We start from the raw sequence: 12,599 nt of genomic DNA, 5'->3' as shown, positions 1-12,599 counted from the left end.
GAGATTCGCCCGCCCGAGGGAAGTCGGTCACTTCAGGGGAACGAAGATGTCCACGTCGAGAGCGTCCGGGGTCGTGGTCATCGGGTCGGTCAGGTACTTCTCCACATAGGCGTCCTGGGCCTGGAGATTCTTGTTATCGAGATAATTGGCGATGGACTCATAGGTTTCATCCATGTCGGCAAAAGAGCCGTGATGGGTGAATTTCAGCACCTTGCCGCTGAAGGAGGCACCCAAGGTCATGCCGTCCTTCGGTTTGTCCTGGGTGGTGCCGGAGAAAGGGATCTGCGCCTCGAATTCGAATCCGGCATCGTCGCTGGAGGTGTAGAGCACCATCACATCGCCGTCGCGCTTGAGGCCGAGGCGGTCGAGTTCGGCGCTGATCGCCTTCAGCGACCCGACGATGATCTCGAAGCCGTTCTCCCAGCTGGCCTGCCCGGTCTTCCCGAGCACCGGCACCGGCGACAGAACCACCTCTTCCGGTGACATGAGGTCCTGTGCCGCCGGCGGCTGCTGAGCGGGGGCGGCGGGGGGGACCGTGCGCGGGGAAAGCGGGGCGCCCAGAGCGGGCGGGGCGCCGGGCAAGGGGGCCACCTCGGCCGGGGAGGGGGCATTCTGCGCGAAGCCCGCATTGGCGCCGAGGGCAAGGACCGCCCCGAGAACGCCCGGACGCATCGTGTTCCACCAACCGGCGCGAAGGCGAGACGGCCCGCTCATTGAATGCTCACTCCTGCCGGATCGCGCCCGGCCCTGACTGTTGCGGCGCACTTTTACCATGTTCTTTCCAGGTGCATATGGCCCGTGCGTCGCGAAGGGGTGGCGCAAGGGCGGGTGCCCGCCATATAAGGCAGAGCGCGCGTGAGGCCCGCCGCATGGGGCGGCCGCGCGGCGGCAGGATTTGTCTGACATCATGGCCAGGCTTGCGGATCGCCATTTCGTGAAGATGAACGGGCTCGGCAACGAGATCCTGGTCCTCGACCTGCGTTCGGATCCCGTCGAGGTCACGCCGGCCGAGGCGCGGGCCATGGCCCGGCCGCAGGCTGTTCCCTTTGACCAGGCCATGGTGCTTTATCCACCCCGCCGGCCCGACACCGCCGCCTTCGTTCGCATCCTGAATTCCGACGGCTCGGAAGCCGCCGCCTGCGGCAATGGCACGCGCTGCATCGCCGCCTATGAGGCGGCGCGGGCGGGATCGGACCATGTGGTGTTCGAAAGCCCCGCTGGCCTGCTGATCTGCGACGTGCAGGGCGATGGCACCATCACGGTGGACATGGGCGCCCCCCGCCTCGACTGGGCCGAGATCCCCCTCTCGGTGTCGGTGCCGGACACCGCTTCTTACGTCATTCCCGGCTATGAGGCGCTCGGCCCCGCCAGCTTTGCCAGCATGGGCAATCCCCATGCGGTCTTTTTCGTGGACGCAGAGGTGGACGTCGATCGCCTGGGTCCGGCCTTGGAGCATCATGCCCTGTTCCCCGAGCGGGCCAACATCTCCTTCGTGCGCCAGGCGGGGCCCGGCCATCTGATCGTCGATGTGTGGGAGCGCGGCGCCGGTCGTACCCGCGCCTGCGGCACCGCCGCCTGCGCCGTCGCCGTGAATGCCGTGCGTACCGGCCGCACCGGCCGCACGGTGCGCATTACCCTTCCCGGCGGCGACCTCACCATCCAATGGCGGGAGAGCGACGGCCACGTTCTCATGACCGGCCCGGTGGCCCATGAGTATGAGGGCCACCTGACCCCCGCCATGCTGACGGAGGCCGCGTGACCGTTCCGGGCGCGGCGCCCGAGGCAGCACGGGAAGACGGGATTTCCATCCTGACCTTCGGCTGTCGCCTCAATGCGCTGGATTCCACCCAAATGGAGGCGGCTGCCCGCGCGGCGGGCCTCACCGACGCGGTGATCGTCAATACCTGCGCGGTGACCGCGGAGGCGGTGAACCAGGCGCGGCAGGCCATCCGCAAGGCCAAGCGCGAGCGTCCCGGGGCGCGCGTCATCGTCGCCGGCTGCGCCGCCCAGGCCGACCCTGCGCGCTTTACCGCCATGCCCGAGGTGGACCGGGTGATCGGCAATGTCCGCAAGGCCGATCCCAGCCTCTGGCGCGAGACGCGGGCGGCGCTTGCTGTGCCCACGCCCTCCCGCCTCGCCGTGGACGACATCATGGCGGTTCGCGCTGTCGCCCCGCACATGGCCGAAGGTCACGACCGGCGTACGCGGGCCTTCGTGCAGGTGCAGGACGGGTGTGACCATCGCTGCACCTTCTGCATCATTCCGTTCGGCCGGGGTCCCGCCCGCTCGGTCCCCATGGGCGCGGTGGTGGCGCACATCGCGCGCCTCGTGGAGGCGGGCCAGCGGGAGGTGGTGCTGACCGGCGTCGACCTCACCTCCTATGGTGGCGACCTGCCCGGCACCCCGACGCTGGGCCGGCTGGTGCGGTCCATCCTGCGGCATGTGCCGGCCCTGGAGCGGCTGCGCCTGTCCTCCATCGACATGGTGGAGGCGGACGACGACCTCCTCGCCGCCTTGGCGGAGGAGGAGCGGCTGATGCCGCATCTGCACCTGTCGCTGCAATCGGGCGACGATTTGATCCTGAAGCGCATGAAGCGCCGCCACAGCCGCGCGGACGCTGAGCGGCTGGTGGCAGAGATGCGCCGCCGCCGGCCCGATCTGGTTCTGGGCGCCGACCTCATCGCCGGCTTTCCCACCGAGACCGAGGCGCAGTTCCGCAACACGCTTGCCTGCGTGGACGCCCTTGGCCTCTCCTTCCTGCACGTCTTCCCCTTCTCGCCCCGCCCCGGCACGCCGGCCGTCCGCATGCCCCAGCTGGCCCGTCCGCTGGTGAAGGAGCGGGCGCGGCGGCTGCGAGAGAAGGGCGAGGCGGCTCTGCTGCGCCATCTCGCCGCCCAGGTGGGCCGCAGCCGGGCGGTACTGGTGGAGGCCGACGGCGGCGGGCGCACGCCCCATTTCACCCCGGTTCGGGTGGCGCGCGCGGCGCGCCCCGGCGCCATCCTCGATTTGCGGATCTCGGGCCATGACGGCGCCCGGCTGATCGCCGCCTGACCCAACGCCCCAAGGACGCACATGAGCGAGAGCGGAACACCGGAGAAGAAGGGCTTCTGGAAGCGCCTCACCAGCGGCCTGGCGCGCACCGCCCAGAGCCTCACCCAGGGCATCACGGACCTTGTCACCAAGCGTAAGCTGGACACCGCCACCCTGGAGGATCTGGAGGACATCCTGATCCGCGCCGACCTCGGCACAGCCACTGCCGCCCGCATCGTCGCCGAAGTGGGGCGCGGCCGGCACGACAAGATGATCTCCGCCGACGAGGTAAAGGAGCTGATCGCCGCCGAGGTGGAGACCATCCTCTCACCCGTCGCCAAGCCCCTGGTGGTGGATACCTCCCACAAGCCGTTCATCCTGCTCATGGTGGGCGTCAACGGCTCGGGCAAGACCACCACCATCGGCAAGCTCGCCTCCCAGTGGCGCTCAGAAGGCCGCAAAGTGGTGCTGGCGGCGGGCGACACGTTCCGCGCCGCCGCCATCGAGCAATTGAAGGTCTGGGGCGAGCGCACCGGCGCCCATGTGATCGCCCGCGCGCCCGGTGCGGATGCGGCCGGCGTTGCCCATGACGCGATCACCGAGGCGCGCGCCCTGAACGCAGACATCCTCATGATCGATACGGCCGGCCGGCTCCAGAACCGCACCGAGCTGATGGCCGAGCTGGAGAAGGTGGTGCGCGTCATCAAGAAGCTGGAGCCGACCGCCCCTCACGCGGTGCTGCTCGTGCTGGATGCCACCGTCGGCCAGAATGCGCTCTCCCAGGTGGAGGTGTTCTCGCGCATTGCCGGCGTGACCGGCCTGGTCATGACCAAGCTCGACGGCACGGCGCGCGGCGGCATCCTGGTGGCCATCGCGGCCAAGCACGGCATTCCCGTGCACCTGATCGGCGTCGGGGAAGGGGCGGACGATCTCCAGCCCTTCGCCGCCCGGGACTTCGCCCGGGCCATTGCCGGCCTGAACTGAGCGGCCGGATCCTTCGGTCTGGCCTATCGGAAGGCGCGTGCCGGTCGGGGTGGCGGGGGCGGCTCTGCCGGAGCAGGCTCGGGCCGCAACTGCGGCTGAGGCGGGCGCGGCGGCTGCGGTCTTGGCCCCTGTCCGGGTCCCTGTGGTCCTTGCCTTTGAACAGGCCCCTGTCCCGGCCCCCGACTTGCCCCCGGCGGCTGCGGTCGTGGGGTTTGCGGAGCACCTGGCGGGACGGCGGGCCGGAGCGGGGCGCGGCGCTGAAGCACCCGGCGGCTGGCCAGGATCCCCTCATAGAGGCCGGCATAATCATCCGCCATGGCCTGGGCAGTGCGGTCGGTGCCCTCGGTCTGCTGCCATTGCAGCACTTCCGCGCGGCGCTGGGACATCTCTTCCGGCATGTCGCGGATATAACGCACGGCTTCCGCAAGCAGGCCGGCATCGGCCGCGTCGAACAGCCAACCCGCGCCATGTGCCCCGATGCGTTCGCCCACTGCGCCGAGATCGCGGCCGAGCACCGGAAGGCCGGCCGCCCACAATTCCGTCAGCACATGGCAATAGGTCTCCGCCCAGAGGGGGGCGAGCAGACCCATATGGGCGCCGATGGCCTCCGCCCGCGCCACGAAGTCCTCGCGGTCATAGGGGCCATGGGCAATGACCGCGCGGGTGTCGAGCCCGTCATCATAGCCGCCCAGATGGTGCACCTCGACGCCCTCGGGCTGAAGCAGGCGCGCCAGTTCGCTGACCAGCGCCGAGCCCTTGGCCCGCGAGAGGTCCCCCGCCACCAGGATGCGGAAGGGACCGTCCGGCTGCACCGAAGCCGCCGTCCCGAAGCGGGCGAAGGTGCGCCCGTGCGGGATCACCTTCAGACGCCCGGCGACGGCCGGCATGATCCCGCCGATGAGCGCAGCCACGGACGGCGCGGTTGTCACCAGGGCATCGCAGGTGGCGATGGCGGCCTGGAAGCGGGCGCGCCAGCGCTCCACATAGGCGTTCTTGATGTCGGGCATCTCGCTCTGGTCCCACAATTCCGAGCGGCAGGGGCCCGGCGTGTGGGTGCAGCGGCCGCCGCAGAACTGCCCGGTCTCGTCGATCAGCTTCACGCTGGGGCAGAGCGTGTAATAATCGTGGAAGGAATAGACGGTGGGAAGCGCCAGCGAGGCGCACACCCCCGGCAGGCCGAGGCTGTGATAAGCGAGGTGCCGGATGTGCACCAGCTCGATGGCGTATTTCACCAGCCAGCCGCGCACGGCATTGTCATAGGCATCCGAGGTGTGGAGCACCGGGTCGATGCGCCGGTCCAGCACCTTGCTCTCCAGCAGGCGCTGCTCGTCCCCGTCCGCCGACCACAATTCCAGGACATGGCCGTTGCAATAAAGCAGGTAGGGCTCGTAGCGGTCGCGCAGATTCTCCATCAGGTCGCGGTTGGTCTGGGGCGTGCCGCCGCTCAGCGTCGAAATCACGAACAGCATGCGCGGCCGCACCTTTGCGGGCGCCTCCTGGAAGGCGCGGCGCACCTGGTAGCGCACGGTGTTCAAATCCGTGCGGCGGGTGAAGCTGTCGGCGATCACGTCATATTCGGAATGGCGCTTTAGCGTCTCCCGCGCCTCCTGCTTGAGGGCCGCGGCGCGTGCCCCGAAGCTCGCCTCGCGCTCGTGCAGGACGTAGGTGCGGTCATCGATCACATGCTGCCAGCCCAGATGCATGGCGCGCACGCAGAAGTCATTCTCCTCGCCATAGCCCTTGGCGAAGGCCTTCAGGTCGAACCCGCCCACCGCGTCGTAGCAGGCCCGGCGGATGAACATGCAGAAGCCGTTGCCCGTGCCCACCGCCGGATAGAGCCCGAGCGCCCACTGGTTGACCAGGCGCGACACATCGGCGGCGGACAGGTGGGCCGGCAGCGTGTTGGTGCCGTTGATGTCGGGAGCCGAGAAGGCACCGGCGCGGTTGGAGAGGGCCGTCACCGTGCCGATCCGGGGACCCTGCCAGGAGGCGGTGAGCAGGTTCTCCAGCCAGCGGGGACCGACTTCCGTATCGGCATTCAGGATGACCACATCACCTTGCACGGCCTTGATGCCGGCATCCACGGTCCGGGCGAAGCCTTCATTCTGCCGATTGCGCCGCACGATCACATTGCCGAGGCCCTCCAGCCGCTGGAGCACGGTGAGCACGGCCGGGTCGGTGCTGGCATCATCCAGCACCGCCAGCCGCGCCCGCGCCGTGGTGTGGCGCAAGAGCGCCGTCAGGCACCGGTCCAGCGCGGCGGGGGCGTTGAAGACGGGCACGATGATGGTGGCGAGATGCCGGTCGAGGCCCGGATTGCGCAGTTCCGGATCGGGCAGGGCCGGGGCTTGGATATCCACCGGCGAGCCCCTCAGCTCGGTTCCGGCCTCCCCGTCCCGCACGGACACCGTGAAGCGGCCCCCACGCACCGGCGGCCGCCCCCAATGAAGGGCGAAGCCGCCGCCCGTGTCGGAGAGGCCGGCCAGCCGCAGGTCCATACGCTCGCGATCTGCCGGCAGATGGGCGAAGGGGATGCCGTCGATGCTGATGGCCACCGCGGCATTTTCGCCGGGAAGCCCTTCCCGCACGGCCCAGCCGGTGAGGCCATGGGCATCGGCCTTGTCGATGGCGCCCAGCGGCCGGCCGGAGCCAAACAGGGCCGTGTCAAGTTCCATGTCCCCTGCAGACAGGATGACGGGCACCTTGCCGGGTATGCCGCCAAGTTCCTCAAACGCGGGCGCGAGATCCTCCGACGTGAGCTCGAACCCCAATTGCAGGTCCGGTCGCATGCCGGATGCGGCGAGGTCGGGACGCGGCAGGTCCGCCGGAATGACCACCTCGAGACCGGCGAAAGACAGGCGCGCCAGGGGCTCGGGCGCGTCGGGGTCGAACAGCCAGCCGCTGATGCCTTGAGGGCCGGCCCGATCGATGCGGCCCCGCGCAGCCAGCGGGTGGATCTCCAGGGTCCGGGGCAGAAGTTCCACTGGCCGGCCATGGCCATCCGACAGCGCCATGCGGGCGACGGTGCGCGTGTCGAGTGCGGCGGAGACTGTCACCACGAAGCCGCAGGCCACCCCTTCAAGCCCCACAGCGGTCAGATCGGCCCGCGGGGAGAAATGGGCGGTGCGGCCGATTTCGGTATCTCCCACCCGCACCACCACCTCGGCTGGCGGCGTTCGGCTGCGGGATGCAATGCACCATCCCATGACCAGCGAGACGTTGCGGCCCGATTCGATGCGGTCGACGGCCCCGATCAGGCCCGCTTCTTCTTTGATGGTCATTCAGTCTCGCCGGCGCATTTGCCCAGAAGCATATCACCGCTCTACGCCGCAGTGCGATAGAGGCGAAATCACGCTGGATGACGCTCCATTTCGGAGCCGGCTGCGGAAGGCGGTTCCATGCTGCCTTTCCGCACGGGTGCGGCGGAGGTCGAGCCTGGTGCCGGCCTCCGCGTGGCCGGGATGGCGGAGCGCCTGCGACGATGCGGGGCCAATGTGCTGGGCATATCGCGCCAGTCACGCCCCGCCCTGGCCTTCTGGCCACCGTGATCTTGAGGAAGTGAGAGGACCTCCGCGGGGCCATCCGTCTCCTGACCGCCGCGGCTTCCGGCGCCGCGGGCGAGGTGCAGGGCGGCGCGAAGCGGCCGCATTCCGGCCGCAGGCGGCGCTGAGGGCATCTACCGGCCGGCAGGTGCGCCGGCCGGTGGAGGTCACGGACAGGCGGACTGCATGCGGTTCATGGCGGCAGTGACGCCGCTCAAGGAGAAGATGTAGTTGGTGGAGTTGCCGCGCCGCGACTTGGCCGAGATCTTCAACTCGTCGCCGCGCTTCAGCGCCGCCAGGAAGTCGGTCTCCTGCGCCGCCGAGGACAGCCAGGCATTGGGGCCGCCCACCATCATCGGGAAGTCCTTGCCGTCCACGTCCGCCTGCACGGTGGAATTGGGGGCAAGGTCATAACCCGTGGTCAGGCTGGCCTCGGTGCGGTTGGCGTTCTTTCCCACCATGCGGACAAAGAACGAGACGTCCCCATGGTTGAGGGAGGCAGGCATTTCCTGTTTCGGTGCGGAATAGATGTAGCAATGGGCGGACCCATTCTCCTGATACGTCCAGACGCTCCAGTCCTCGTAGGTGCCGAGAGACTTGGGAACAGCAGCGTGAGCCGCTCCGCACGAAAGGATCAGAACTGCTGTCAGAGCCATACGTGGCAGCATATTTCTCTCCAATGCTATGCATGAGGTGGCCATCTAGCCGCCATGCAGGTTAACGAAAGATGGACCTGCTGCCAAATTCGCCCCCTTCGTCCGCGATTGCCGCCACATTGTGCAAATCCTTGCGCCGCAGGGCTTGGGCGTGGCCGTGGGGCGGATTTTGGAAATAGACCAGTTCAGCAACTAGTTGCTATCTGGCGCGGCTGGGCCGGTGTCCAATCGGACCCATGATCAACGCCCTTGAGACCTCCTCCTCCCTCTTCGACCCCTCGGCGGTGCCGGAGGAAGTCCGTCTCGGCGCCGGGCGGGACGAACTGGTCCTGACCTGGGATGACGGGCGCCCCCACACCTTCCGGGCCTCCACCCTGCGCACCGCCTGCCGCTGCGCCTGGTGCACCCGCGCCCGGGCCGAGGAACGGTTTCCCACGGGCTTCCCCGGCATCGCCATCACCTCGCTTTCCCCCATCGCTGACTATGCCCTGAACCTGCATTTCTCCGATGGGCACGAGCGCGGCATCTACCCCTTCAGCTATCTGCGCGCCCTCGCGGGGGCCGACCTTGCGGAGCACAGGCCATGAGCGACATCCCCACCGAGATCGTCGAATGCGACATCCTGGTCATTGGCGGCGGCACCGGCGGGCCCATGGCCGCCATCAAGGCCAAGGAGAAGAATCCCGGCCTCAAGGTCGTGCTGATGGAGAAGGCCAATGTGAAGCGCTCCGGCGCGGTCTCCATGGGCATGGACGGGCTGAACAATGCCGTCATCCCCGGCTATGCCACCCCTGAGCAATATGTGAAGGAAATCACCGTCGCCAATGATGGCATCGTCCATCAGAAGGCGGTGATGGCCTATGCCACCGGCTCCTACCCGATGATCCAGTATCTGGATTCCATCGGCGTGAAGTTCGAGAAGGACGGCTCGGGCGAGTACAATGTGCGCAAGGTCCACCACATGGGCACCTATGTGCTGCCCATGCCGGAAGGCCACCACGTCAAGAAGGCGCTCTACCGCCAGCTGCGCCGCCTTCAGGTCAACGTCACCAACCGCTATATGGCCACCCGCCTGCTCAATGCGCCGGACGGCCGGATCGCGGGCGCCATCGGTGTGAACACCCGCACCTCCGAGTTTCTGGTGGTGCGCGCCAAGTCGGTGATCCTGGCATGCGGCGCCGCCGGTCGGCTGGGCCTTCCGGCCTCGGGCTATCTGTTCGGCACCTATGAAAACCCGGCCAATTGTGGCGATGGCTATGCCATGGCCTATCATGCGGGAGCGGGGCTCGCGAACCTGGAATGCTACCAGATCAACCCGCTCATCAAGGACTATAACGGCCCGGCCTGCGCCTATGTGACCGGTCCGTTCGGCGGCTACACCGCCAACAACAAGGGCGAGCGCTTCATCGAGTGCGACTATTGGTCGGGCCAGATGATGAAGGAGTTCTTCGGCGAGCTGGAGAGCGGCAACGGCCCAGTCTTCCTGAAGATGAACCATCTGGCCGAGGAGACCATCTCGGAGATCGAGACCATCCTGCATTCCAACGAGCGGCCCTCCCGCGGCCGCTTCCACGAGAAGCGCGGCACCGATTATCGCCAGCGCATGGTGGAGATGCACATTTCCGAGATCGGCTTCTGCTCCGGCCACTCGGCTTCCGGCGTGTGGGTGGACGAGAATGCCCGCACCACGGTGGATGGCCTCTATGCCGCCGGCGACATGGCCAGCGTGCCGCACAATTACATGCTCGGCGCCTTCGTGAATGGCGGCATTGCCGGGCGGGACGCGGCCGATTACTGCGCCTCTCTTGATCTGCCGGCCTATGACCCGGCCGATGTGCGGGCCGAGCAGGAACGTGTGCTCGCCCCCACCCGCCGCACGGATGGGCTGACCCCCTTCGAGATGGAGTTCAAGACCCGGCGTCTGGTGAACGACTATCTCCAGCCGCCCAAGGTCACCGCCAAGTATCACATCGCCCAGGAGCGCTTTGCCGAGATCCGGGACGACCTCCGGCACATGGTGGCGCGCGATCCCCACGAGCTGATGCGGGCGCTGGAGCTGCAATCCATCCTCGATTGCGCCGACATGGCCGCCGCCGCCTCGCTCTATCGCACCGAGAGCCGCTGGGGCCTCTATCACTGGCGGGTGGATCATCCCGCCACCGACAACGAGAACTGGTTCTGCCACACCCTTCTCTACAAGGATGACAATGGCCGCATGGCCCATCGCAAGCGCGCGGTGGACCCCTATGTGGTGGAGATCCCGGAAGAAGAGATGGGCGCCTACCACCAATTGCGCACCCCGGCCATCGCCGCCGAGTGATCCCCTCGCCCTTTCGGAGCCCGCCATGCCGTTCGCCAACCACACCACCTCCGTTCCCGTCACCGTCGATGACGACAAGTGCATTGCCGAGAAGGGCTGCCGCGTGTGCATCGATGTGTGCCCGCTCGACGTGCTCGCCATCAACCCGGCCTCCGGCAAGGCGCACATGAAGTATGACGAGTGCTGGTATTGCATGCCCTGCGAGGTGGATTGCCCCACCGGCGCGGTGAAGGTCGAAATCCCCTATCTGCTGCGCTGAGGAGGCGGACATGGCGGTCTTCGAGACCTTCGACGACGAACTGGACGAGATTGCGGAGCGTGCCCGCAGCGCTGATGCGGGCATCCGCCGGGTGGCTATGCTGGAGTTGGCGGAGGCGGTGGACCCCGCCGCCGTGGACCTCCTGCTGGAAGGCATCGTCGATCCCGACGCCATGGTGCGCGAAGCCGCCGCCAAGGCGCTGGACGAGCACCAGGGGGCGCCTGTCGCGCTCGCCCTGATCAAGGCGCTCGATGACGACGTGGAGGCGGTGCGCCTCGCCGCCGCCGAGAGCCTCGCCGACAAGAAGGAGCCGGCGAGCGCCGGTGCCCTGATCGAGCGGGCGCGGGAGGGCAATGCCTTCGTGCGGGCTTCGGCGCTTCGGGCGCTGAAGGAGATGCAGGTGGAGGCCGCCATGCCGGTGGCCCTGTCCGCGCTCTCCGATCCGGAAGTGGCGGTGCGCCGGGAGGCGCTGGGCGTGCTCGGCTATCTGAAGGCCGAGGCGGCCCTGCCGGCGCTGATGATGGCGGCCGGCGATGCCGAGCCGTCCGTGCGGCGCTCGGTCATGGCCTCCCTCGTCTTCGTGCGGCCGGGAACGGCAGGCGTGCCGGCGCTCCTGAAGGGCCTCACCGATCCCAACTGGCAGGTGCGCGAGGAAGCCGCCTTCTCCATCGGCAAGGCCAAGTTGCCGGAAGCCGTGGGCGCGCTGGTCATCGCCGCCGGCGACGAGACCTGGCAGGTGACCGCCAAGGCCATCAATGCCTTGGGCAAGCTCAAGGCCAGCGAGGGCGTGCCGGTGATTGCCGGGGCGCTCGGCCATGATCTGTCCAACGTGCGCAAGGAGGCCGCCGCGGCGCTGGGCGAGATCGCCGATCCGGCGGCGGTCGCAGCGCTGGAAGGGGCCTTCGACGATCCCGATCCCGACGTGCGCAAGCTGGTGCGCTGGGCCCTGGAGCGCTGCCGCGCGGCGGCCTGAGCGGCGCGCGGCGCTGGTGGTTTTAGCCTTTAAGATGGTCCTCGCGGCGCCCCTGCGTTGCGAGGATTGTCTTTTTAGAAACAGGATGTTGCGTCTCGTGTGCGCGGTTGGGCGCCCGGCATGTCCCCCTCCGATGGGCGGCATCTCCCATTTCGCCCGCGCTCCGGTTTTGATCCTCTGACCCATCTTCCCCCTCAGGTGCGTCTTCCCCCTCTGCCCCTGGTCCACCTCTGCCCCCTCCCTATCCCTCCCCCGCTTTGCGGGAGAGGGGACTGCGGTGCGCTTGGCGGGGCGGTGGCTCTGGGCGTGATGGGCGTCTGTCCTCTCGACCTCTCCCCCAGCGCGACAGGCCCCCTCTCCCGCGAAGCGGGGGAGGGGTGGGGAGGGGGAAAGGGCGGATGGTGAAGCACTCTCCTCGTCCAAGTCGTGCCTCGCCCCTTTCCTCAACTCTTCCCGTCACCCCCGGCCCTGCCGTTTTGCCCCCTCCCTAACCCTCCCCCGCTTTGCGGGAGAGGGGACTGCGGTGCGTTTGGCGGAAGGGTGGCTCTGGGCGTGATGGACGTCTGTCCTCTCGACCTCTTCCCGGCGCGACAGGCTCCCTCTCCCGCGAAGCGGGGGAGGGGTGGGGAGGGGGAAGCATGGACGCGAACACTCCAGCACCAACATCCCCGCCGATGGCGAGGTGGAGGGATGCGGGAGCGGCCGGCGCGCGGCGGCGCGCCAGGGATAAATGGGTTAGACGTCGGAGCCGGGCTCCGTCCGCTCCCGCGCGGGGATTTATGGCCTCGGCCCTGCGCCGCGTGGGCAACAGGTTCTCCCATCAGCACCGGCCGAA

10 protein-coding genes are annotated in these 12,599 nt (G+C 68.2%); 7 read left to right on the top strand and 3 right to left on the bottom strand.

Annotated features, from left to right (window positions below; genetic code table 11):
• Positions 1-27: 27 nt before the first annotated feature.
• Positions 28-672 (bottom strand): GyrI-like domain-containing protein, encoded by a 645-nt coding sequence (locus tag J5J86_RS02105; RefSeq protein ID WP_209103250.1) that lies wholly within the window; start codon positions 670-672, stop codon positions 28-30.
• A gap of 235 nt (positions 673-907) precedes the next feature.
• On the opposite strand from J5J86_RS02105, the gene dapF reads away from it, so the two are divergent.
• From dapF to ftsY, 3 genes are all read left to right on the top strand, one after another.
• The gene (gene dapF / locus J5J86_RS02100) at positions 908-1,759 is read left to right on the top strand and encodes a diaminopimelate epimerase (protein WP_209103249.1); all 852 of its coding nucleotides are present in this window, start codon (positions 908-910) and stop codon (positions 1,757-1,759) included.
• A gap of 92 nt (positions 1,760-1,851) precedes the next feature.
• A complete protein-coding gene (gene mtaB, locus J5J86_RS02095; RefSeq protein ID WP_247658380.1) occupies positions 1,852-3,051 on the top strand; it encodes a tRNA (N(6)-L-threonylcarbamoyladenosine(37)-C(2))-methylthiotransferase MtaB in 1,200 nt (399 codons plus the stop codon).
• 21 nt (positions 3,052-3,072) lie between these two features.
• Complete coding sequence (gene ftsY / locus J5J86_RS02090) at positions 3,073-4,014, top strand: signal recognition particle-docking protein FtsY (protein WP_209103248.1); 942 nt, start codon at positions 3,073-3,075, stop codon at positions 4,012-4,014.
• A 23-nt stretch (positions 4,015-4,037) separates the two neighbouring features.
• Here ftsY and J5J86_RS02085 read toward each other — a convergent pair whose 3' ends face one another.
• Both J5J86_RS02085 and J5J86_RS02080 read right to left on the bottom strand, forming a co-directional pair.
• Positions 4,038-7,295: a glycosyltransferase family 2 protein gene (locus J5J86_RS02085; RefSeq protein WP_209103247.1), complete on the bottom strand. Its 3,258-nt coding sequence runs from the start codon at positions 7,293-7,295 to the stop codon at positions 4,038-4,040.
• Positions 7,296-7,723: 428 nt separating this feature from the next.
• Positions 7,724-8,224 carry an invasion associated locus B family protein gene (locus tag J5J86_RS02080; protein WP_209103246.1) on the bottom strand — a complete coding sequence of 167 codons (501 nt, stop codon included), beginning with the start codon at positions 8,222-8,224 and terminating at the stop codon, positions 7,724-7,726.
• A gap of 224 nt (positions 8,225-8,448) precedes the next feature.
• On the opposite strand from J5J86_RS02080, the gene J5J86_RS02075 reads away from it, so the two are divergent.
• Genes J5J86_RS02075 through J5J86_RS02060 form a run of 4 tightly spaced genes read left to right on the top strand, consistent with a single transcriptional unit; the run spans position 8,449 to position 11,764 of the window.
• Positions 8,449-8,799, top strand: a complete 351-nt coding sequence (locus J5J86_RS02075) for a gamma-butyrobetaine hydroxylase-like domain-containing protein (RefSeq protein WP_209103245.1) — start codon at positions 8,449-8,451, stop codon at positions 8,797-8,799.
• A complete protein-coding gene (locus J5J86_RS02070) occupies positions 8,796-10,532 on the top strand; it encodes a fumarate reductase/succinate dehydrogenase flavoprotein subunit (RefSeq protein WP_209103244.1) in 1,737 nt (578 codons plus the stop codon). The genes J5J86_RS02075 and J5J86_RS02070 overlap by 4 nt, the downstream gene beginning before the upstream one ends.
• Positions 10,533-10,557: 25 nt before the next feature.
• Entirely contained in the window at positions 10,558-10,791 is a 234-nt protein-coding gene (locus J5J86_RS02065) for a 4Fe-4S dicluster domain-containing protein (protein WP_024277657.1), read from the top strand.
• A 10-nt stretch (positions 10,792-10,801) separates the two neighbouring features.
• Positions 10,802-11,764 (top strand): HEAT repeat domain-containing protein, encoded by a 963-nt coding sequence (locus tag J5J86_RS02060; RefSeq protein ID WP_209103243.1) that lies wholly within the window; start codon positions 10,802-10,804, stop codon positions 11,762-11,764.
• Positions 11,765-12,599 lie beyond the last annotated feature (835 nt).

Origin of the sequence: Aquabacter sp. L1I39 (genome assembly GCF_017742835.1) — a bacterium.
GTDB lineage: Bacteria > Pseudomonadota > Alphaproteobacteria > Rhizobiales > Xanthobacteraceae > L1I39.
Note: the sequence above shows the minus strand (reverse complement) of the source record. Positions and strands in the feature narration are given on the sequence as shown.